Origin of the sequence: Pseudoalteromonas sp. JC3 (genome assembly GCF_030291895.1) — a bacterium.
Classification (GTDB): Bacteria; Pseudomonadota; Gammaproteobacteria; order Enterobacterales; family Alteromonadaceae; genus Pseudoalteromonas.
This window is the reverse complement of record NZ_CP127856.1, coordinates 403,328-427,283: the sequence shown is the minus strand read 5'-3', so window position 1 is coordinate 427,283 and position 23,956 is coordinate 403,328. Positions and strand designations below refer to the sequence as shown.

16 protein-coding genes are annotated in these 23,956 nt (G+C 42.7%); 7 read left to right on the top strand and 9 right to left on the bottom strand.

The genetic code is table 11. The features are described from left to right. Window positions 1-2 precede the first annotated feature (2 nt). The 3 genes from secD to QSH61_RS20615 all read left to right on the top strand — a co-directional run bounded on the left by secD (window position 3) and on the right by QSH61_RS20615 (window position 3,278). The gene (secD, locus tag QSH61_RS20625) at window positions 3-1,835 is read left to right on the top strand and encodes a protein translocase subunit SecD (RefSeq protein WP_174169206.1); all 1,833 of its coding nucleotides are present in this window, start codon (window positions 3-5) and stop codon (window positions 1,833-1,835) included. Between the two features lies 1 nt (window position 1,836). Beyond that, a complete protein-coding gene (secF, locus tag QSH61_RS20620) occupies window positions 1,837-2,748 on the top strand; it encodes a protein translocase subunit SecF (protein ID WP_206472019.1) in 912 nt (303 codons plus the stop codon). Between the two features lie 101 nt (window positions 2,749-2,849). Continuing rightward, window positions 2,850-3,278 (top strand): hypothetical protein, encoded by a 429-nt coding sequence (locus tag QSH61_RS20615; protein WP_102058068.1) that lies wholly within the window; start codon window positions 2,850-2,852, stop codon window positions 3,276-3,278. Window positions 3,279-3,330: 52 nt separating this feature from the next. Here QSH61_RS20615 and QSH61_RS20610 read toward each other — a convergent pair whose 3' ends face one another. The 3 genes from QSH61_RS20610 to QSH61_RS20600 form a co-directional block, all read right to left on the bottom strand. Continuing rightward, window positions 3,331-3,699 carry an MliC family protein gene (locus QSH61_RS20610; protein ID WP_010605442.1) on the bottom strand — a complete coding sequence of 123 codons (369 nt, stop codon included), beginning with the start codon at window positions 3,697-3,699 and terminating at the stop codon, window positions 3,331-3,333. 147 nt (window positions 3,700-3,846) lie between these two features. Beyond that, a complete protein-coding gene (locus tag QSH61_RS20605) occupies window positions 3,847-7,020 on the bottom strand; it encodes an efflux RND transporter permease subunit (RefSeq protein WP_206472017.1) in 3,174 nt (1,057 codons plus the stop codon). 2 nt (window positions 7,021-7,022) lie between these two features. Continuing rightward, window positions 7,023-8,198 carry an efflux RND transporter periplasmic adaptor subunit gene (locus QSH61_RS20600; RefSeq protein ID WP_174169209.1) on the bottom strand — a complete coding sequence of 392 codons (1,176 nt, stop codon included), beginning with the start codon at window positions 8,196-8,198 and terminating at the stop codon, window positions 7,023-7,025. A gap of 203 nt (window positions 8,199-8,401) precedes the next feature. Between QSH61_RS20600 and QSH61_RS20595 the strand changes: the two genes are divergently transcribed. Further along, entirely contained in the window at window positions 8,402-9,325 is a 924-nt protein-coding gene (locus QSH61_RS20595) for a sensor domain-containing diguanylate cyclase (RefSeq protein ID WP_174169210.1), read from the top strand. Window positions 9,326-9,431: 106 nt separating this feature from the next. Beyond that, entirely contained in the window at window positions 9,432-11,138 is a 1,707-nt protein-coding gene (locus QSH61_RS20590; protein ID WP_206472016.1) for an alkaline phosphatase D family protein, read from the top strand. 62 nt (window positions 11,139-11,200) lie between these two features. On the opposite strand, the gene QSH61_RS20585 is transcribed toward QSH61_RS20590, so the two are convergent. From QSH61_RS20585 to QSH61_RS20570, 4 genes are all read right to left on the bottom strand, one after another. Then, on the bottom strand, window positions 11,201-12,145 hold the full coding sequence (locus tag QSH61_RS20585; protein ID WP_206472015.1) for a hypothetical protein: 945 nt from the start codon (window positions 12,143-12,145) through the stop codon (window positions 11,201-11,203). Window positions 12,146-12,488: 343 nt separating this feature from the next. Beyond that, complete coding sequence (locus QSH61_RS20580; protein ID WP_206472014.1) at window positions 12,489-14,384, bottom strand: alpha/beta hydrolase family protein; 1,896 nt, start codon at window positions 14,382-14,384, stop codon at window positions 12,489-12,491. A 221-nt stretch (window positions 14,385-14,605) separates the two neighbouring features. Further along, window positions 14,606-15,715, bottom strand: a complete 1,110-nt coding sequence (locus QSH61_RS20575; RefSeq protein ID WP_206472013.1) for an alkene reductase — start codon at window positions 15,713-15,715, stop codon at window positions 14,606-14,608. Window positions 15,716-15,817: 102 nt separating this feature from the next. Beyond that, window positions 15,818-16,705, bottom strand: a complete 888-nt coding sequence (locus tag QSH61_RS20570) for a LysR substrate-binding domain-containing protein (RefSeq protein WP_010605434.1) — start codon at window positions 16,703-16,705, stop codon at window positions 15,818-15,820. Window positions 16,706-16,819: 114 nt separating this feature from the next. Between QSH61_RS20570 and QSH61_RS20565 the strand changes: the two genes are divergently transcribed. After that, complete coding sequence (locus tag QSH61_RS20565) at window positions 16,820-18,004, top strand: MFS transporter (protein WP_206472012.1); 1,185 nt, start codon at window positions 16,820-16,822, stop codon at window positions 18,002-18,004. A 595-nt stretch (window positions 18,005-18,599) separates the two neighbouring features. On the opposite strand, the gene QSH61_RS20560 is transcribed toward QSH61_RS20565, so the two are convergent. Together QSH61_RS20560 and QSH61_RS20555 are read right to left on the bottom strand one after the other, a co-directional pair. Further along, on the bottom strand, window positions 18,600-20,948 hold the full coding sequence (locus QSH61_RS20560; protein ID WP_206472010.1) for a hypothetical protein: 2,349 nt from the start codon (window positions 20,946-20,948) through the stop codon (window positions 18,600-18,602). A 108-nt stretch (window positions 20,949-21,056) separates the two neighbouring features. Then, window positions 21,057-22,280 carry an alpha-xenorhabdolysin family binary toxin subunit A gene (locus QSH61_RS20555; RefSeq protein ID WP_206472007.1) on the bottom strand — a complete coding sequence of 408 codons (1,224 nt, stop codon included), beginning with the start codon at window positions 22,278-22,280 and terminating at the stop codon, window positions 21,057-21,059. 759 nt (window positions 22,281-23,039) lie between these two features. Here QSH61_RS20555 and QSH61_RS20550 point away from each other — a divergent pair. Next, on the top strand, window positions 23,040-23,927 hold the full coding sequence (locus tag QSH61_RS20550) for a LysR family transcriptional regulator (RefSeq protein ID WP_010605430.1): 888 nt from the start codon (window positions 23,040-23,042) through the stop codon (window positions 23,925-23,927). Window positions 23,928-23,956: the final 29 nt, after the last annotated feature.

Below are 23,956 nucleotides of genomic sequence, written 5' to 3'. Positions count from 1 at the left end.
ATATGAAAGATATAAATTCGCCAACGAGGCCATCAACCTCTCGTGGAGCAACCGCGCGTGCAAAACGCTTTTTTACTGCGCTTATTGTGTTCTTGTTGATCCTTTGTGCACTACCAAACTTGTATCCCAATAAGAATTTGATTCAAATTCAAGCAAGTAGTAACGAGGTAGTGTCTCTATCGCTGCCTGAGCTTAAATCTCAGCTAGAAGGAGAGGGATTCAAAGTCAAGCAAATCGAGTCTCATCAAGGTGGCTACTTAGTTGAACTTGAAAACCGCACGCTAACCGCCGAAGCGCGTGCTTATATGGCTGAGTCTCACTCCAAGCTAAGTGTTAAGGTTGTTAGTGCTTCAACGATGCCACAGTGGTTAGAAAGCACTGGACTCAAACCTATCAAGCTCGGACTAGACTTGGACGGCGGTGTGTTGTTCGTACTCAAGGTTGACACAGAGCAAGCGGCGCAAAATAAACTGCAGTCACTCGCAGACGAAGCCAATAGCCTACGGATCAAAAATCGTTATCGTAACCTATCTATTCCTCAAGTTATCAGTGGCGAGCAGGTTGAGGTCATAGCGAAAGCGCAAGGGCAAAATGAACTCGTAGCACTTACTGCGACACTGCGCGAACTCTATCCACAATTTACCAGTACAACTCATAAACAAGGCAGTTTAACGAGAGTTAATTTCCGTTTTGCCGAAGCGAAAAAAGCAGAGTTCGATAAGCAGTTAATGACCCAAGCGCTATCTACTTTACGTTCGCGTATTGAGGAACTCGGGATCACAGAAGCAGTTACGCAACGTCAAGGCACTAACTATATACGAATCGAATTACCTGGCGTGCAAGACCCAGAACAAGCCAAGCGTATTATCGGCGCCACAGCAAAGCTTTCATTTCATGCATTACAAGAAATGGGAGGTCAAAAATTAAAGGATAAATCTGGCGCTTTGGTTTCAGTCGACCCAGTTGCCATTTTTGGCGGGGATGAAATAGAGTCCGCAACAGCAGGAAGAGATGAATACGGAAAGCCTTTAGTGCAACTATTCTTATCTTCTCAAGGCGGTGAAAAGATAAACCGATTTTCTAGAAACAATGTTGGTAAACCAATGGCTACCGTATTCAGCGAATATTACGCGGATCCAAAAGGAGAGATTAAGCGCAAAACGGAGGTAATTTCAGTAGCCACTATTCAACAAGTATTAAATACCCGATTCAGTATTACCAATATGCAGTCAATGGAACGCGCGCAAGAGTTAGCATTATTGTTGCGGGCGGGTTCTCTTGACGCACCAATCACCATTGTGAAAGAGCAAACCATTGGTCCTTCATTGGGCGAAAAGAATATTGAAAGCGGCTTTAAAGCTTTGGCGTTAGGGCTAAGCCTAACTTTGCTGTTTATGGCAGTATGGTATCGCAAGCTAGGCGCAGTGGCCATTACCTCATTACTGGTAAACTTAGTTTGCCTGATTGGATTAATGTCGCTGCTTCCTGGTGTTGTGCTTACCTTACCCGGCATTGCGGGCCTAGTTTTGACTATCGGTATGGCCGTCGACACCAATGTGATTATTTTTGAGCGCGTTCGCGAATTAAGGCGTAAAGGCATTGGGATGGTTACTGCATTAAAGCAAGGTTATCAACAAGCCATGTCGAGTATTATCGATGCCAACTTAACCACGATGATAACTGCTCTTATCCTACTTGGTATCGGTTATGGACCAGTAAAAGGGTTCGCGATCACTTTGGCGCTGGGCATAGTAACCAGTATTTTCGCGGGTGTGGTCGTCTCCGGTATGTTATCAGAATCTCTTTATTCAAAATCACGTAAAGGCGCAAAGTAAAATGACAAGTAAAACGCAAAAGGCAAGATTCGTCGGGCTAATTTCTGGATTGTTACTTGTCCTTGCAAGTCTCATAGCCATCACTCAAAAAGGCATTGTATTAGGCCAAGACTTTACCGGCGGTTACGTTACGGTTATCGATTTACCCAAGCAAACGAGCCAAACAGAAATGCAAAACAAGCTAGCTGAGCTTGGTGTTCTAGATGCGCGAATCTCTCTACAAAACGATGGTAGCTGGAGAGTTTTCCAACCCCCTCAGTCCACCGATGAAACACACGTCAAACAGTGGATAGAAGGAATTGAAACACAATGGCAAGCAAGCGTATTAGACGCCAGTTATCTTGGTGCACAGGTGGGTAATGAGTTAATTGAGCAAGGTGGCCTTGCTGGTATATTCGCGTTACTTAGTGTATTGATTTACTTGGCGTTTAGATTTGAGTGGCGCTTAGCGGTCTCCGCAAGTATCGCACTTTTTCATGATGTGATTGTGACGCTAGGTTTGTTTGCAATAACGCAAGTAGAGTTTGACTTAACCGTGCTTGCAGCGCTGCTGGCGATTATTGGTTACTCACTCAACGATTCGATTGTGATTGGTGACAGAGTTAGAGAGCTTTTGTTCGAAGAGCAGTGGAAAAACAGTCCCGTGGGCAATACCATAGACCAAGCGATAAAGGATTCAATGAGCCGCACGCTTATCACCTCATTAACGACGCTCACAACAGTGTTAGCGATATGGTGGTTAGGCGGCGCGGGACTTAATAGTTTTGCCATGGCGTTGTGTTGTGGCATTCTCATTGGTACTTTGTCTTCCTTGGCAATTAGCGCTACTTTACCGCAGTTTTTAGGCTTGTCATTTAATAACTACCTAAAAGAAGAATCTGAGGCAGCGAAACAGCAACTCGCTGAGCCATAAGCATAATATGCGATTTAGGTTAAAAAAGTAGCAATTACTCTTTTTTAACCTTGTCGTGCTGATGTATAATCCGCACTTCGAAAGGAGCCGGATAAGGATTAATGTCAAAATATAGTTATCAAACTCGGTGCGGGAAAGTAACCCTCTGGGCCGAGCAAAATATCCTCTTTGCCTGTTTCGAAGGAAATATTAATGAGTCTATGATCCATTATTTTTCTAGGGCATTAGAGCAATGTCGAGCCGAGATCCATTCTTCGACATGGGGTTACGTGAGTTATTCCGAAAAGGCCATAGCTGCGACACCAGAAGCCTACAAGTTACTGGTAAATACAGCAAAGCGCTGTTTGCAGTTAGGCTGTGTTAGTGCTGCGTATGTGTTGAAGTCGGCAATTGCGAAAAGCCAGATTGAAAAAATGCGCAAAGAAATTGGCATGCCAGAGCCATTAGATCAAGTTTTATTTGCTAATGTAAGCGCTGCCATTGAGTTTGTAAAAAGTACTTTAGCTACACCTGAAAAGTTGTCGGTATAAGACATCCTAATTCTATATAAGTGACGTTGCCTATTGGGACGAGCATTTATAATCAGTTTGATTGCGCCTTCACTGTTAAGGCTTCATTGGGCCGCATCTCGCAACGTGCGATGATGCGGTTGTTTTTATCTTCTTCCTGTCTAAGCAACATACCTTCATCATTTTTTGTCCACCACACAAACCCATCACCTTGATATTTTGCACCGCTGGCTGAGCGTGCAATCTTCATCTTAACCACCTGTTCGTTAAAATGGACAGTTGCCTTATCACTGTCGTTGTAGTCAACTTTTATCACCGAATCATTATCACATTGATAACGGCTAAGTGTTTCACTAAGCTCAATTTTACGATTTGAGATGTCCTCGCCACATGCACTGAGAACAGCGCTAATTAAAACAGCAAAGGCAATTTGGGATTTCATAAACAGACTCCGGCGAGAAAAAGACGGTATCTGATAATTTAGCGTAAACGGATGAAGTTAAGGTGAATAGTGCGGTTACAAGGCAATAAAAAGCAGCATAAAAAAGGCCCAATGGGCCTTTAAACATGATTACAAGTTATTAATCTTTTACTGGAATGGTATTGGGGTACTCTGCGCTTCGCGTATTTTTGGCGTGTATAATCGCTTCGTCATCGCCATAAAGAAAATAGGCGTAAACAATAGACCAAATAAGGTAACCCCTATCATTCCTGAGAATACTGCAATCCCCATGGTTTCGCGCATTTCAGCACCCGCACCAGTTGCAAGTACCAGAGGTACAACCCCCGCGGTAAAGGCAATCGACGTCATCAGAATAGGACGTAAACGTAGTTTACATGCCTCAACAATTGACTCCAAATTAGTCTTGCCTTGCTCATACTCTTCTTTGGCAAATTCCACCATTAGGATTGCATTTTTACACGCCAAAGCAACCAAAACGATAAGAGCAATCTGGGTAAAGATATTATTATCGCCGCCTGTTAGCCACACCCCTACTAATGCTGACAGTATGGTCATTGGCACAATGAGGATGATTGCAAATGGTAGCTTTAGGCTTTCGTATTGCGATGCCAAAACCATAAACACCAAGAGTACAACCAGTGGGAAGATATACACCATCACGTTACCCGCGAGGATCTGCTGATAGGTGACTTCAGTCCACTCAAATGCCATGCCTTCGCTAAGCGTTTCGTTTAGCACCGCTTCAATTGCCATTTGCGCTTGATCCGAAGAATATCCGGGCGCAGGGCTGCCATTTAACTCGGCAGTAGGATACCCGTTATAGTGCATAACACGATCAGGCCCCGTTGTCGGCGTGACTTTGAGTACCGCGCCAAGTGGCACCATTTGACCGTAGTTGTTTCTTACTTTGTAAGACAGAATCTGTGCAGGATCTGCCCGAAAATTAGCGTCAGCCTGAGCGGTAACCTGATAAGTGCGACCAAATAAGTTAAAGTCATTGACGTACATTGAACCTAAATAGATCTGTAATGCATCAAACACTTCCTCGAGCGGTACGCCTTGTACCATTGCTTGCTCACGGTCGATATCAATGTCCATTTGTGGTACTTGGATCCTAAAGCTTGAGTACAGTCCCATTAGCTCCGGTTGCTGCTGCGCTTTTGCGATCACTGCTTGTAAGTCAGAGAATAGCTTCTCAAAGCCAAGGTTTGCTCTATCTTCAATTTGCAGTTTAAATCCACCTGTGGTGCCTAACCCTTGTATTGGTGGCGGTGGGAAAACCGCGACAAACGCTTCATCTATGATGGCAAACTTCTGATTAAGCTGCGCAGCGATTGAAGACGCATACAACTCTGGCGATGTGCGATTTTCAAATTTATCTAGGGCAACAAATACAATCCCGCTATTTGGGCTGTTTGTAAAACCATTTACTGAAAGCCCAGGGAAAGACACGGAATGTAAAACGCCTGGAGTCTGTAATGCAATTTGTTCCATCTCACGTACAACGGCTTCTGTTCTATCCAAACTCGCCGCGTCTGGCAGTTGGGCAATCGCAACAAGATACTGTTTGTCCTGTTGTGGAATAAAGCCACCAGGGATGGTGCTAAACAACTTAGTAGTAGCAAAAATTAACCCTAAATAAACCACCAGCACAATGGTGCTCAGTCTAATAAGTTTTTTTACTAGTCCAACATAGCCGTGAGCTGCCTTATCAAAAAAGCGATTAAACGGTTTGAATAGCCACTGACCAAACAATTTATCTAACACCACTGTGAGTTTGTCTGGTTTAGCACCGTGCGGCTTTAATAGTAGTGCAGCTAGCGCTGGTGATAATGTTAATGAGTTAAATGCCGAGATCAGCGTCGAAATTGTGATCGTGAGGGCAAACTGTTTGTAAAACTGGCCTGACAAGCCGGTAATAAAAGCAGTTGGAATAAACACCGCACAAAGCACCAATGCAATCGCTATAATAGGGCCTGTCACCTCTGACATCGCTTGTTTAGTGGCCTCGAAGGGCGCAAGGCCGTTTTCAATATTACGCTCAACGTTTTCAACCACGACAATGGCATCATCAACCACGATACCGATTGCGAGTACCAAACCAAACAACGACAAAGTATTGATAGAAACACCAAGCCACTGCATTGCAGCAAAGGTACCAACTAACGATACAGGCACCGCTACCAGCGGAATAATCGAAGCGCGCCATGTTTGCAAGAATAAGATAACGACTAATACCACAAGTACGATGGCTTCTAATAATGTTGAAATTACCGCATCGATTGAGCCACGAACAAAAATTGTCGGATCATAAACAATATCGTACTCAACCCCTTCAGGAAAACGTGTCGATAACTCTTTCATGGTTTCACGCACCTGATCCGACAGCTCTATCGCATTAGAACCAGGACGCTGGAAAATCGGCATTGCCACCGCTTCGTTTCCATCTAGCAAAGCTCTTAACGCGTAGTTATCTTGTCCAAGCTCAACTCGGCCAATGTCTTTGAGTCTAGTGATCGCGCCATCGCTCGATACGCTAACAATAATATTGTCAAATTCACTGGTATCTACCAAACGCCCTTTAACGTTTAACAGAATTTGGAATTGATTTTCATTCGTTGTGGGTTGAGCACCCAAAGAGCCAGCTGCTACTTGGCGGTTTTGTTGTTGGATTGCTCGAACCACATCGCTTGCGGTTAAGTTTCTTTCAGCCAATTGCTCGGGGTTTAGCCATATCCGCAAGGCGTATTTACCGCCGCCGAATAGCTTCACATCACCAACTCCCGGCAAGCGCGCTATCTGATCTTTGACATAAATATCGGCATAGTTAGAGAGGTAGCTTGTATCATGCGAGCCGCTTGGCGATACCAAGTGCACCACCATAGTGAGATCTGGTGACGCCTTCTCAGCAACAACCCCTAAACGTTGTACTTCTTGCGGTAATCTTGGAATAGCGCTATTTACACGGTTTTGTACTTGAACTTGGGCGCGGTCCAAGTCAGTACCAAGTGCAAAAGTCACGGTAAGCGTTAAACGACCATCACTGGTTGCTTGAGAAAACATATACAGCATGTTCTCAACACCATTGATCTCTTGCTCAAGTGGCGTTGCAACGGTTTCAGCAATGACTTTTGGGTTTGCACCGGGGTAAGTTGCAGATACCACAACCGTCGGCGGTACCACCTCTGGATACTCACTAACGGGAAGCTGAAAAAGGGAAATGGCTCCTGCGATTAATATCACAAGCGACATCATCGCCGCAAAAATAGGCCGTTTAATGAAAAAATGGGAAAATTTCATTATTAGTTTAATCCTTGTGAAGAATCGTTTGGCGTCATCGCAACCACTTCTGTGGCGATGTTATCTGGCAAGGTAAGCGTCACTGAGTTTGGGCTTATCGGCATGCCAGGGCCTACACGCGCAGGACCATTCACCGCGATACGCTCTCCTGCGGCTAAACCCGATTCAACTGCACGAAATTCGCCATAGCGATTACCGAGTGTGATCAGACGATATTCAAGCGTATTCGCGTCGTTGACGACAAGAACAAAGCGATTTTTAAGATCCGTACCCACTGCGCGGTCTGGAATTAATACTCGATCGTTTTGCTCACCGGATGAAAGACTCACTCGCGCAAACGAGCCAGGTCGTAATTGCCCACTATGGTTATCAAAAGAAGCGCGTACTTTTAGGGTTCCGGAGTGGTCATCGATGGCGTTGTCAATAAAGTCTAGCTCACCCATGACTGGCTGTGACTCACGGCCCAATAACTGTAATTTCACAGGAAGCGGCTCACCTTCCGTCACTGATGCAAACTGGCTATTCCAAGTTCGCTCGTCGATATCAAAATACGCATACATCTTATCGGTTGCGACTATCGTCGTAAGCAAGGTGTCGTTTGCTCTAATGGTGTTACCTTGAGTGACCTCAGCAAATGAAATTTTGCCGCTGATTGGTGCTGTGATCTTGCTAAACTCTAAGTTTAGTTGAGCTGCTTTAAATGAAGCGCGAAGCGCATCTAGTTCGGCTTCACGCTGTGCGGTAAGCGAAACACGGGCATCGACTTCTTCGGTTGAAATCGCTTTTTGCTTGCTTAATCGAAGCGCACGCGCTGACTCACTTTTTGCTTGCGAAAGGGCCGCTTCGGCACGTTTCACTTGTGCGGCAAGACTGGCAACCTCAGCCAAGAAAGTTCTATCGTCCAGCTCAAATAAAACATCGCCTTGGTGCACCGTATCTCCTTCTTTGAAGTTTACCGAGCCGATCACTCCTGTGACCCGAGCGCGAAGTGCGACTTCGTTTGGAGAAGAAAGGCGTGTTGTATAGGTGTGCCAATCAGCAATGCTAATTTGCGGTGTTGGTGCTACATCAATTGGTTGAAGAGGCGGAGCTTGACTGCTTGCCTGCTCAGCTTCGCCACATGCACTTAGCAATAGCAAAGCAGAAATAATCGTTGCGAGTTGCGTTGGTTTTAACATAGTTCCTCCTTTGTGTATGGAGGTAACTATACGTTTCATTTGTTGCATTAAACATAAGTGAAATGGAATATGATTGGTGCTAAATTAGAATCAATTGATGTAGATAACGAAATCAAAATGTCTTTTTTGTGTGATTTGCGCGAGATCTAAGATAAATCTTCCCGATTGATTTAGAATAACAAAAAGCCTAACGGAATTGAATTATGTCTAACGCTAACCATTTACAATCCCTACTGAGTGAAGTGCTCAATAAAAGTGACGATGCAGTTGCTATTGTTAGCAACAAGTCGGTTCTTGAATTTTGCAATAAAGCAATGGCGAAGCTAATTGGACAACCCTCGTCTCACATAACAGGACGCACACTGAGTAATATCTTCGACCCACAAACAGACGATACGTTTGATGATAGAATCGACGGGGATGAACTCACGGAATGGTTTTTAGGCTTAAGCAACGGCTGTGAATTAGACTATCCAGAAATTGAAATTGATACCTTAAGTGGTGAGTTCTTCAGATTACGATGTTTTTCGCTGCAGAATGATGCCTTTGTTATCTACGGAGATAACATTACCACAACAAAAGCGATGCATAGCGAACTCGATCACTTACGTAAAGAGCTCGATTTTATTACTAAAACTGACCCATTAACGGGCGTCGCCAGTCGTAGGCAGTTAAGCGATAAAATTGACAGTCAAATTAGGTTATATGAACGTTACAGAACACCATTTAGTGTGATACTGACCGACCTCGATAATTTCCGTGCAATTAACGAGCAATTTGGCCATGAAGCGGGAGACCTAGTGCTGGTTCACGTGAGCTCGCGACTCTCTGACATGTTACGAGACACGGATTTAATAGCTCGGCTAGGTGGAGAGGAATTTGCTCTGGTACTCCCTAATACCGGCTTAGAGGGAGCAATCTTAGTCGCCGAGCGGGCACGTATTATGATAGAGCAGGCATCATTTCAAATTGCGGTCGGTGAAGAGGTCGATATTACCAGTTCATTTGGGGTTGCAGAATTTGGCGCAGGTGAGTCTGGCGTTGAAAGCATTATTCGTCGTGCAGATACGATGTTACTAGAGGCCAAAAGCAGTGGCAGAAATCGCGTTGTTCCAAACCCGCACTAATTAAGACCAATCGTTAAATTGTAACAATGCTTAACTAAGCTAGTTCCTTCAAGTAGTAGATAAGTGCGCCCAATATGGCGCATTTTGCAGTTAAGGAACAATAATAATGGCAAGTTTTACCCGTCGAGATTTTATTAAAAGTGCATTAATGGGCGTTGGCGCAGCGACAATTAGCGTCTCGTTAGTAGGTTGTGGCAGCAGTGATAGTAAAGCGGTTGCAAGCAATGATTTTGCTGTCGCATTTAACCATGGTGTCGCAAGTGGCGATCCTTTGGCTGATAGCATTATATTATGGACGCGAGTCACTCCTGAAGGCACACCTAACAGTGTGGATGTCACTCTACAAGTATCAGAATCTGAAGATTTTGCTGTCTTACTACAAAGCCACCAGCTTGCCGCATTAGCAAAAAACGATTACACCGTTAAAGTAGATCTTAATGGCCTTGCTGCAAATAGCCGCTACTTTTATCGCTTCGTCACTAAGGAAACGCATTCACCCATAGGTAAATGCAAAACCTTGCCCCTCAACGATGTAACTCAGGTAAAACTTGCCGTCATGTCTTGTGCAAATTATCCGGCAGGTTACTTTCATGTTTATGCAGAGGCTGCAAAACGCAGCGATTTAGACGCGGTGTTACACTTAGGTGATTACATATACGAATATGGTATGGGTGGGTACGCCACTGAAAATGCCGACGCCATGGGGCGAGGGCTGGATGCAGATAATGCGAGCGAGATTATTACATTAAATGATTATCGTCGTCGCTATGCAAAATATCGTACGGACCTTGGTCTGCAAGCTCTCCACGCCAGTACGCCATTTATTGCGGTATGGGACGACCATGAAGTATGCAATGACTCATACATGGATGGCGCTGAAAACCATAACGAGGGAGAAGGGGAGTACGCTGCCCGCAAACTTGCTGCACTGCAAGCTTACTATGAATGGATGCCTGTGCGTCCGATGGTTAAGGATCAACTTGAGAGCCTCTATCGTAAATTTGAATTTGGCGACTTGTTATCACTTTATATGCTAGATACTCGTCACGAGAGCCGAGCTAAAGCACTCGACTATCAAAATTACATTGACCCCACGACAGGACAGGTGGATTTTGCCGGATTTCAGGCGGATCTCACCGCGCCTTCGCAACAGCTTTTAGGCGTAAACCAATTGACTTGGCTCACCGATAATTTGAAAAATTCAACAGCGAAATGGCAAGTTTTAGGGCAACAAGTATTGATGACTAAAATGATGATCCCAGTCGAGCTGCTCATGTCTCTTGCCAACCCTTCCGCACAAATGCCGACGCAATTAACAGAGCTTGCTCAAATAAAGGGCAGGCTGCTTGCTGGTGACTCAACATTGTCTGCACAAGAAAAAGCGCGAGTCACGTATACCGCACCATATAATTTGGATGCATGGGACGGCTACCCGATTGAACGTGAAGTAATTTTACAAACAGCAAAAGCGGCCAATAAAAACTTAGTAGTCGTTGCTGGAGATACGCACAACGCCTGGTCAGGTAAGCTCTGCGATGCAAGCGGAGCCGTTTGTGGTCAAGAATATGCGACAGCTTCAGTCAGCTCTCCAGGGCTTGAGTATTACTTGCAATTAGGCGATGAGCAGGCGCTACAATTCGCTGAGGCATTGCAATTACTAGTCGATGACCTTGAATATGCCAATATTCATCAGCGTGGTTATTTAACGCTTAATTTCACAAAAGAGAAGGTGGAAAGTGAGTGGCATTTTGTCAATACAGTCAAGCAAGAGCAGTTTGAAAGCCACAATAAACAGCGCGAGCTTTTACTGTAGTTACAGCAAGCTATTCGCGCTACGCTTCTTGTAAAGCGGCGTAAAAAGTGTGTAAAGGGGCTTTACAGCCCCTTGCATTTAGCTATTTTATCTTGCGAAAGAAGCGGTGTTGCCTTAAACGGCTTCTTTTTACCTCCCTTAACTTTAACCTTTGCAATATCTAAATATTGAAAGTCGCCAGGGGCGTTAAGACGCCATAAATTTTTTGACTGTTCAGAAAAGCAAAACTCTCCCGTATCTCCATGTATCAACAGCAACGGATAACTGAGTTGAGCTGCATACTCTGCAAGTGTCTCTCGATATAACTGATAACCATCGCACTTAGCTTTTGAGTTTTTATCACAACGTCCTGAATGCTTCTCTTTTTGATATAGGTCGGCTTGTAGAAATATCACCGCGGCTTTATGGTTTGGCGTCAACAAGCTGTCCAACCACTTAATATTCTCTACATCACGACGATGAGATTCTTCGTGCACTACTTTTTTATCGGATAATAAGATTTGTCTGCGACCGTTGTTGGTGCCTGGTACATGCAAAGTTAAAAACTGCACATCATCCACTATCCAAGATTGATTTTCTGGTACTGTTTGCTGGCGTTTAAAGGCCGGTAGCTCAGGTGTTTGCACCGCAAAGTGTTTACGGATGAAATCCAATCTCTCTAATTCATCAAACCTAGGGTTCAGGGTTTCACGGTCACAGTCAGTCCAATCATTGTCTCCGGGCGTGAATACAAAAGGTTGACTACTTACATTTGAGATCAGGGCATAATTATCTTTAAGCAGCTGGTCTGTACAGGGCTCAGCACCGGATTTCATATCACCTACGTGCACCATAAAATCATGCTGTATATCATTTACCTTTTCGTGCAGAGCACCATTTGGCATCAACATGCCTCTGTCTATCTCCGTATAGGGCATATCACCAAAGACTAAAAATGACGTTGCCGAGGCCTGAAATACACTGAGCATAGGCATCAATGCCATGGCGAATAATTTAACGAGCTGCACAATAATTCTCCTTTATGTTAGCCCCTATCATACATCAACTCTGTGACAGAAGAAGTCGCTCTCTCAATAAAAAGCGCCGCTAATTGCGGCGCTTTGCTACTTAACCTGAGCTGCGGATAATTAATGCCTTTCTAGCAGCCAGTTTTAACGCTAACTTCGTTGAATTCACTTCCAATAGCCAGCTATTGGTGCGTAAATTCGCCTTGCCTACAGGATGTAGGTACCTTAGCGAGAGCAGGACGCGGAAGCGGTGTTTTCCTTAAAACTTGCTGGCTAGACAAGGAAAAAACTAAGTTGTGGCTTAGCAACAATAAGTTGGAACATTCCTTATCCAAACCTCAGGTTACTTAAGATGTTTTTCGAAAAAAGCTAAAAACTCAGTAAGCGTCTTCACTCTATGTGCTTGATAACTCAGATGGTGGTTGCCATCCTCGAGCTCTATATATTTGAACTTCTTGTCATGATCTTCAAGTTCATCTGCCATGTCACGACTATGATTCACAGGCACGACTTTATCGTCATCACCATGAATAAGTAACACGGGGCGGCTAATCTGCTTAGCGTAGTTAACAGGAGATTGTGCTTTAAGTTTATCAATATCTTGTCCGAATTGGTCACGAACAAGCTCTTTGTTTGTGAAAAAGCGCGCACGACTGACTATCGATTCTAAGTCTGTAACACCGGCAAAACTTGCTGCACATTGAAACGTTTCAGGATGTTTTACCACAGCCATTAGTGCCGCATAGCCGCCGTAACTTGCACCACCTATACAAATTTTATTTTTGAGTGCATACTTTTCTGCAATCAACCAGTTTGCCGCATCTTGTAAGTCATCTTGCATCTTTCCTCCCCAACCTTGATTTGCTTCATTAAAGAAGTCAAAACCATAACCAAAAGAGCCTCTAAAGTTAGGTTGGAAAACCACAAAGCCTCTGCTTGCCAATAGTTCAGACCAGTAATCAAAGCCAGCGTAGTCGCGAGAGTATGGTCCACCGTGTGGAAAGATGATTGTTGGAGCAGCCGCATCGAATGCTTTAGGTAGGGTTAAGTAACCCTCAATTTCTAGGCCGTCACGCGCTTTAAACGATACCCTTTGTTTGCCCAAATAATTGTCACCGGTAATATCAGGATATAAACGTCCTAACCCCGCTAAAGAGCTGGTTTCTCTGTCACCAATCAGGTACGTACCAGAGTCTTGGTCAGAATCGCCGTACGCTATGTATTTTTTATTATCCGCGCTCATACTTATAACAACGGTGTCGTAGTTTGGTAATGCCGCTTTAAGTGAGCGTTGAAGGCGTTTGCGGTCTTCGTCCCAGTAAATTCTCGAGTTATCAAGGTTGGAATGGCTGAAGCCTATGGCTCTGCCGTCGTGTGAATAAATGATACTGCCATCAAAATCATAGTCCGGATCGGAGAAAATAAGCTGAGGTAAAAGCGGGCGTTTAGTAATATCTGCTTTAAACAGCGCATTTTTACCATTATGAAGTGCGGTGAGGTAAATAATATTTGGGTCTTTATCAAAGCCAAGAATATGGATAGCTTCCGGGCCACGAGCCTGAAAGGTATAGAAATCGGTTAAATCCTTCGTCTCATTATCATAGAGCATATAATAGGCAGTGATCCCTTCAAACCCATAACCCATTCTTACATTGCCTTGTTGATCGGCTATCCAGCTAGATATTTTTCTTCTTGCTCGAACAACTTTCTCGCGTCTATCTTTAGCTATATCTAAGATATAAACGCTCGGCTTGTTTGCCATATCAAAGTCAGTTTGAACCAATATCTTGTTTGGTTGTTCTGGCAGTATGCTAATCACGTCATCTTGAAATTGTGCCGAAATTTCATAGCGATAAGCACGGTTGATTTGAACTAATTCATCCGTAGGATTTTTTAAATCAAATTTAAATAAACGAGATGAGGTGTATTTTACACCTCGCTGCACTTTGGTGTAATTCGCACCAAATAAGAGCATGTCATCACTGGCCCAATCGTACCAACCAAGTGCTATCGTTTTATTATCAGTTTGCAGGATATAATTTTTTTTATGCGTTTTTAGGTCATGAACAGTAAGAACAAGGTTTCCTTCATAATTTTGTAAATACGCAACGGCCTTACCACTGGGTGAGAGTGAAACTTTACTCATATTAGGTAGTTGTCCGTAACTCTCTACGGGTAACTGGGCGTTAGCAGAGATGGTGCAGAGCAGTGCAGTGGCAAATAGAATTATATTTTTCATTTTCTGAAGTATAGTGTATTAAGTTCCTTTAATTTGCCAACATTATTATCTATTTTTAGACCAAACTCCAATCTATATACATTTACATAAACTATCATTAGCGGTAATTCAGGAGAAACAAGCACAAAAGTTAGCTACATTGTGCTCACCTTAAAATGGTCATTATTGGGGCTGCGTACGCATTAAATAATTCATACGCAGATTGAAAGCTAACTTTTAGCCTATTTTACGTTAATTGGATTTGAGGCGTGAATTTGATAATCAGTATAACCTTGTTCACCTCCACCAAATAATGTCTCAGACTGATGTTCATTTAAGAGCAAGTCATTTGCCAGCCTGTAGGGCAAATCAGGGTTTGAGATAAAAGGACGACCAAACCCAATCATATCAGCCCAACCTTCATTAAGAGCTTGTTGGGCGCGCGCTTTCGTATACTTTCCGGCATAGATCAACACGCCATTAAATGCCTCTCTAATTGCGTATTTAAAATTCAGAGGCATATCTGGCGCGTCTTCCCAATCCGCTTCTGCGATGTGTACGTAGCATACGTTGAGCGCAGTTAGCTGTTTAATTGCCGCGAGGTATGTCTGCTCAGGGTTTTCATCTACTGTACCATTTAAGGTAGTAAGCGGCGCAAGTCTAACACCCACTTTGTCACTGCCAATTTCTTCACTCACCGCCATCACGACCTCACGCAAAAAGCGAATGCGGTTATCAACAGAGCCACCATAGCCATCAGTCCTTTGATTTGAGTGAGAGTCTAAAAATTGATTAATCAAATAACCATTCGCTGCATGCAGTTCAATTCCATCAAATCCTGCTTGCATCGCGTTTCGTGCAGCGTGTCGATATTCGTTAATAACGTTATTGATGTCTGCTTGGGTCATTGCTCTAGGTGTTTGAGCTTGAATAAAATCAGGGGAGTCATTTTCATCGATGAAAACTTTCACACCCTGAGCTTGAATTGCTGAAGCTGAAATCGGCTGAAGCCCACCGGTATTACTTTGGTGCGATACTCGCCCAACATGCCAAAGCTGCGCAAACATAACACCGCCTGCATCATGCACTTGTTTTGTGACTTGTTTCCAGCCAGCAACTTGGGCGTCTGAATAGATCCCCGGTGTCCAAGCATACCCCTTACCGAGTTGCGATATTTGTGTCCCTTCACTAATAATTAAACCAGCCGTTGCACGTTGTGCGTAATAGGTTGCCATCAAACTGTTAGGGGTATCCCCGGGTTGACTTGCCCGCGAGCGGGTCATAGGCGGCATCACTATACGATTGCTCAGTGTTTTACCTGCTAAGTTAATCGACTCAAATAAATCAGCCATTTGGCCTCCTCAATGTTTATTTTCACTATGAGAAGCTTAACGATTTAAAATATTTTCATTAACAGCAATAAATACAAAATATATTTGTAAAAAATGAAAAAACTATAGCGTGAGCCTAGGCGCAATGTAGTCTAGAAATGCCGAAATCCGAGAGGATACACCACTATTTTGATAATACACGGCTTGTACTGCTTCTCTGCGATTTGGCGAAATAATTTGCTCGGTAAAAACTTCAACAAGTCTTCCGGCTTTTATATCTTGCCTCACCATAAAGTTAGATAGCAGTGCAATGCCATGGCCAGCAATACATAATTGCCTCACGGTCTCGCCACTGGATGCGCTAATAGAAAACTTGAGCTGTTGCGGATTTTGTAAAGGCCAGACGTTGAGATGTGGGGCATCGGTAAAACCTATCAAGTTATGATGTGGAAGATCAATCAGTGATTCATTACCTACAAATTTACTTAAGTAGTCAGGGCTTGCTACAAGATGAAGTTTACTGCGGCCTAGCAAACGCGCATGAAGATTAGAGTCAGCTAAGTCACCAATTCGTATTGCGATATCGGTTTTATGCTCTAGCAAATCGATGATGCTGTCATGACTTGTTATTTCCAAAGTAATATCGGGAAAGGCCTCATTAAAACCTTTTAATATAGGCGTAAGCTGGTGAAAAACGAAAGGACTTGCAGCATCCACTCTTAATTTACCAGCTGGCGAAAATCGTAACAGCTTTAACGCCTCTTCACCTTGCTCAATGGTATTGAGTGCCTGCCGCGCATAGCGTAAAAATAGCTCTCCTTCTTCGGTTAACTCTATCCGTCGAGTCGTTCGATTGAATAGGGTTACACACAGGGACTTTTCCAGTCGAGTTACTGCTCTTGAAACCTTTGCAACTTGTTCGTCCATCAGATTTGCTGCAGCGGAAAAACTCCCAGTATCGACAACACAGATAAAAGCTTCTAGATCTTCGGTTTTTGAGCTAACGGTCATGTGTATTCCTTTTCATTTTCTACAAAAGTATTTTGTCATTTTCGCTATTTTTTGCAAATAAAAAAGCTTTCACACTACACCAACTTATTGCTTATCACGTTAAAAAGGTTATTTATGCCGCTTGCATTACTGGCGCTGACATTAAGCGCATTTGCCATTGGTACCACCGAATTTGTCATTGTTGGTTTAGTACCGACCATTGCTTCCGATTTATCAGTTTCGCTGCCAAGTGCAGGTTTACTGGTGAGTTTATATGCCATTGGCGTTGCTGTTGGTGCGCCCGTTTTAACCGCACTGACAGGGCGATGGAATAGGAAATCTGTATTACTTAGTTTGATGGCACTATTTGTCTTTGGCAATCTGCTTGCGTGGCAAGCGCCAAGTTATGAAAGCCTCATTTTAGCGAGGATCATGACAGGACTCGCTCATGGTGTGTTCTTCTCGATTGGCTCTACGATTGCAACTAGCTTGGTCTCAAAAGACAAAGAGGCAAGTGCCATCGCCATTATGTTCACGGGACTGACCGTTGCGCTCGTAACAGGTGTCCCTTTGGGTACTTTGATTGGCCAACAGTTTGGCTGGCGAGCCACTTTTCTGGTAGTTTCTGCTTTAGGTGTTATCGCTCTCTTGGGAAGTGCATTATTAATTCCAAAGAACCTAAAGCAAAGCGCATCTGCCAGTCTATCTGAGCAGGCAAAAGTATTATTGCAACCCAGATTACTGCTCGTCTATCTTATGACCATACTCGGCTACGGTGGAACCTTTACGGCATTCACCTATCTTGCGCCAATTTTACAACAGAAAGCTGGTTTTAACGCCGCTACAGTCAGTATTATTATGCTGGTTTATGGTGTATCTGTTGCAGTTGGCAATATCTATGGCGGAAAATTAGCAGATAAAAAGGGGCCGATAAGCGCTCTGACCATCATCTTCGCGTTACTCTCGGTCATTTTGGCTGTGTTGACATTTACCATGCAGTCGAAAGTAGGCGTGGTGATCACAGTACTAGTGTGGGGAGCATTTGCTTTTGGAAATGTACCTGGTCTTCAGGTCTATGTTGTGCAGCTAGCCGAAAAGTTTACTCCAAAAGCGGTAGATGTCGCATCAGGATTGAATATCGCTGCCTTCAACATTGGAATTGCGCTCGGCTCTGTTTTAGGTGGCCAAATTGTTGAAAATATGTCGCTGCAGGACACCGCTTGGGTAGGGGCACTTATCAGTGCTGCAGCCTTATTAGCAACCCGTTTTAGTGGCTACCTAGATAACAGGTCTTTATTGCAGGCTCAAGTTGTAGAGTAGGTGGCGGCTCATCCGGAGGAATTTTGCTAAAAGATCGCCACGTGAAGTGGCTCCTACGAAAAAAAGCAATCTGGTTTAGCAAATATTCATGCCACACCAAAATAGCAGCAGGTTAATCCTGCGAGCTTTTGTTAAAGATCGCCAAGTGAAGTGGCTCCTACGAAAGGCAATCTGGTTTAGCAAATATTCAAACCCCAACAAAGTAGGAGCAGTTAATCCTGCGAGCTTTTGTTAAAGATAGCCACGTGAAGTGGCTCCTACGAACAGGCAATCTGGTTTAGCAAATATTTAAGTCTCACCAAAGTAGAAGCAGGTTAATCCTACGAGCTTTTGTTAAAGATCGCCACGTGAAGTGGCTCCTACGAAAAAAAAGCAATCTGGTTTAGCAAATATTCAAACCCCAACAAAGTAGGAGCAGTTAATCCTGCGAGCTTTTGTTAAAATATCGCCACGTAAAGTGGCTCCTACAAACAGGCAATCTGGTTTAGCAAATATTTAAGTCTCACCAAAGTAGGAGCAGGTTAATCCTGCGAGCTTTTGTTAAAGATCGCCACGTGAAGTGGCTCCTACTAGGCAGTCAAGTGCAAGTGCTACACTATTGTTTGGGGATCGCATTTCCTTTAAACGACACTCTGATATTCGTCACTTTACTTAAGTCATAAAGCTTTGGATTTTTCAGCTTAATTGACCAAGTGGTAAACGGAGTTGGTTTAAAGTAATTAATCGCATAATCGTTTGCGATTGCACCACTGGTGATTGGATCTATGCGCGTCGTTTCACTATCTAACAGCTCGTAACTTACCAATCGGTATAACGACTCTGCACTAAATTGATAGGGTTTCCCTTTAAACCTATCTTGATATGAACCACTAGATCTTACTTCGATATCATAGCGCTGGTTCTCATTTAACCCAGAACCTTCTATTACAACATTGACCTCGTCTAATCTAACTCGATCAAACTGGGAAAAATCAATATCTTCCAACGACAGCGTAAAACTCATTTCACCGTCTTGCGCAAAATCCAGCAATTGCTGCGGCGCATCTAACTCTTCTATGGTGAGCATAAAATCTTGAGGTCGAGGGTTAAAACGCAATAATGACGCGGCCTCTTGTTCACGTAGTAAAGCTAAGTCGTGACGGTATTCTTGATAACTTTGATTAAGGCTTGGTGTCACTATGGTGTCATCAAGAGACCAGTAGCTAAATGCCGCCTGATAGTTTGTTAATGCAACAAATATCGGACGTTTTAGATTATTCAGAGTCCGGAATAGCTGTTCCTCCATGTCCTGAATTTCATCTAGACTGTTTTGATTATTTTGTAAAAATGCATCTATACGATTGATCTGTTTAAGTTTTGCATCAGCGGTGATGCGCAAATCTATCTGTCTAGATTGCTCCTGGGCAATATCAATCTCTACAGCAACTATTGCCTTACCATGATTAATTAACTTTTCGATAGCAACAAGGTAGTCACTTGCACCATCAATGTCTTCATCTATGGCCTTTTTCATTTGTGCCTTAGCAGTTATCAAAAATTCGTCCCAAATTCGATTTGCCTCTTCTTTGGTCGGAATGAGTGAATTAAGGCGATTGAACTCTTGTGCAAGCTCACTACTAGAAAACGGATCAGCGGTTTTTTGTGATAACACGTTTAACTGGCCGCTAACCGTTTGTACTTTATCCATTAATGACGCGATATCATCAATTTTGGTTTTTAACTCATTGATCTCTTGGATTGTGGCGGGCAAGCTCGCAACCAAGTCTTTCAGACCGCTGGTGTCACCCCCAGCTGCACCCGCAAATGCAGTGCCCGCACTAATTACGGTTTCAAGTACTTTAAGCCCAATTTCAGTGATTTTATCTAGTTTGTAGTCCAAAATTCCTTGTTGAAACTCGACCCCTGAATAGAAGACATTATTTTCTTGTCCGCTGAATGATGCTTTTTGTTGATCAAGTGTTTTTACCAAGCTCGTCAGTTGCTCTACAGAGCGAGAGATAATTCGTTGCTCAGCAGATGCAACGTCGAATAGGTTATCCTGCATCAAAGTGAGATCTTGGCGCTTGTTTTCTAAACTTCGGCCTTGTTTCTGAAAATTATCGTAGCTATCCTGATATGCTTCCATCGCGTCAATATAAGCTTTAATCGTTAACTCATAAAAGTCGCGGGATAGGCTAGGCACATAGTTTTTGTTAAGTGTTGCGTACGACAAAAACTGTTTAAAGTTAGCAAGCTGCAAGTAAAAATTCTTTGCTTGAACGGAAGATTCTCTAACATCATGAGCTGCGTTTAAAATAGCTTCAGGCCAGCTCAACATCTCAATACTTAACGCTGGATTTTGATCATAGATAGAAGCCGCCATATCGAATGACTTTTCAAATGCATCTAAAAAGTACTCTTTATGCACAGAGATGAGCGACGTTAACGCTGGCGAAATAGGCGTTGCGAACTTATTGCCTTGTATAACTTGATATAGCGTACCAAATGAGTCTGGAGCAATACTAAAGCGTTCAATTTCACCATCGCTTGGCGAATGAGCTGTGATTATATTGATATTAGCCTCAACTTTATCAGCCATAAATACCAATGTTGATGCTTGCGCATTTTGGGTATCTAAATTGATACTCACCGTACCATTACCCATTATTTTACGTGCGACGATAAAAATTCGTTTGTTTGGCGCATCGAAAATCATGTTTCGGTCGATTTCTACCGTGTCAGCAGCAATGACGATAGTATTATGATCTCTTGCACTAGTAAGCACGTCATTCAAATTGACATGTAAGGCCGAGACCAAATAATTTTGTGTGTCTATCTGTTGTTGATTTGAAGTCGTAACGCTCGGTAGGTTTTGACTTAGCTCAAGATTATATAGCTCATTCCAAGTCGCAGCTTGGCTCGAAAAAGCGCAGCCAATCAACAGGCTGAGTAAAGTTGGTTTCATAGTAACTCCTTGTTGCAACATAAAACACCAACCTATTGAGCGCTCTATGAGAGTAGATCGCTCAATAGCTGTTGATTTATGATGCTAAAAATTCAAACTTATTGATGTTTACTGCTGTGATGTAGGCAGGTAGGCGTTTTGTAGAAACGTCCTTGCTTTGTCTGCAATGTCTTTCCATGAGTTGCTGGCATTGCTAGCAAGAGGTGAAGAAACGATCCCTGCAACAATCACATTGGCATTACGTAATGCATTTTCACTGTCTAATTGGGTCAATACATCTCGAAGAGATTGCATATCTCCATACAAAGACTGCCAGTGCACTTGAACTTTGCGTACATTACTCAGCGCAGTTTCAATTTTTTCATTCATGCCTTCCACTTGCCCTTTGGCAATTTGATAAGAGGCCGCAAGACTCATCGCGTGAGCGAGTTCTTTATTCGCCGTCTCAATTTGAGATTCTACTTTATTAATCTCGCTCTTTACTTCCTCTAACTGAGCACCTTGGATACTACCGCCAATGATTAGCCCAAGTATGCCGCCAAGACTACTTAAGCCAATACCTGTTTTTAAATCACTCTTTTCATCATTCAGATCGTTAAGTCGTCGTTGTAATGTGCTAATTCGGTCACGTATATTAGCTGGCTGGTCTTTGTTTAAAATGTCCTCAAAAGTGCCTTCTAGTGTATTTAATTGTCCAGAGTGTGTAGTTAAATCTCCTTGAAAGGAAACAAGTTGATCTACCACTGTTTGGGTTTTTGTTAGATTACCATCAACAAAATTCATGAAGGTGTTTAGAAATGAAATCGCTACTTGTCTGCTTTGCTCAGCAGCTTGCAAATTTCCGCTTAGCGACGCGTTATGTAGCTTTGTTAGTTCATCGATAAATGGTTGAATTAGCAATACATGCGTATCGGAGTAATTCGCTAATTTTGTCGCAAGGTCAATGATGCTAGGATAAAGCTTATGATTCCAATTCTGACCCGACGCATTGATTGATTCAAAGGTTGTCATTAGTGCAATGTAGTCGTTATTTAGAGGCGGATCTGCTGGATATCGCGTCGCACTTCTAAAGGCAGCTTCGTTATTAGGTAAGCTAACAGCTGACTCAGCAAAAACTTGAATTGTGTGCCATTGCTCCTGAGTAAGTAGGAAGTCATTCGAGCCAACATCTATAAACAACGGTGAACCTTCAATATCACCTTGAAGTGTATCGTACATAATTGGTGAGATTTCTGGGACGTCGGTATTCGCAGTTGCAAGCTGACTAAGCCCAAATAATTGGAGTGACGTTACGATAGCGATTGCGCTTTTCTTTAACTTAATTGATTTCATCTTTCATATTCCTTAATCAATCGGTGTTCTAACTGTTAAGTTGCACTAGACCTATTCTGGTTTCAAAAGGTGCAACTGAAGATAAAAGTGCATGTAGTTAAAATGTTAACCAAATGTACTTTTAATATTATTGATATAGGGACAATGAGAATGGAAGAACTTCTACACTTTCTAACAAATTGAGGAAATTAGTTGCATTTTCAATAACACCAAACACCGTGGTATACAATCTACAAAACAACAAATTAAGTAAATGAAAGTTAACAAAAACGAGCTGTAACTTGGCCATCCATAGCTATAGATGTAGGGGGTTTTGTTACAAACAGATAGTTAACAGCTTATTTTTATAGCCACTTTCGCTCAAAATTCAACCTTAATTAAACTGTTTCATAAAATCGAACTCAATGTTTCTGCCGCTATAAATGAGACGCGTGTTCTTTGTTGAAGAAATAAATTCAATCTATTGACAGCTATCTGATCTTGGCCAGAAAAATCAAAGTAACTACCCGTTAGTACAGCCACTTTAAGTTATATAAATGACTTAAAAATTCAAACAAGGTTAAACCTAAAACGATTAAGGAAATTATCAATAACCACTTTTAGCTAGGCAGGGGAAATAACACTGAATTTGGTATAGACCAAAACACATATTTCATTTATAACTGTTAAAAATAAATGTTTAATTTATGTAATATTTATGTAATTTTATTTGAGTGCGGCGGTCTTTATCTTATAAAGTAATGTGAAAAGAGAAGTTAAATGAACAAACTAAGAAGAATGATGATATTTAAGGGGGTGGTAGAGTCAGGATCACTGACCAAAGCCGCGGAGAAGTTATCTTTGTCTAAATCAGTGATCAGCCAACATCTCAAGAAACTAGAAGAAGAGATAGGAACACCACTACTATATAGAAACACACGAAGCCAATCATTGACCAACGTTGGTAAAGACTTCTATGCGTACTGCCTTGAAATCAGCCATTTATCAGAGTTAGCTTGGGAGAAAGCAAGATCTAAGCAATCAGTACTGGCAGGGCAGTTAACAGTGACAACATCCTATGCTTTGATGCAAACCATCGTTGCACCTGCACTATGTAAGCTGATTAAAACGCACCCTAAAATCCGCCTGAATTTAATTAATGAAGATCGCCATCTCAATCTAGTGGAGCGGGGGATAGATCTTGCTGTTAGAGTAGGTAAAAGCACAGATGTGGAGCAATCACAACAATATATTGGTTCATTTAGAGACGTGCTATATAAAGCAAAGGACAGTGAATTTAACGACACAACCGCTCCTTACATTGCAAACTCTTGGGAAAGCAAAGTCACAAATTATGAATTTATACATACAACACAAAATATCGTTAAACCGCTTTCATTCAAAGCACATCACAAAACCAATTCCGTTAGCGATACAATAGGGCTCATTGAAAGCGGTTTGGGTATTGGATTAGTGCCAGAAATCATCGCATTTAATAATCATAACTTGGAGCGAGTAGATCCCGAATTCGAGCTGGAAAAAGTGGAAGTATTTTGCATTCATAAAGGTAGTACTGATGTACCCGCGACGATACGAATTGCGCAAAGTGCTATTAAAAGCTATATGGATGCTCATCAATTTGTATTGAAAAATGCTGCGATGCACTAGTGAGCGCCAGATGGAATGCTGTCCTCATT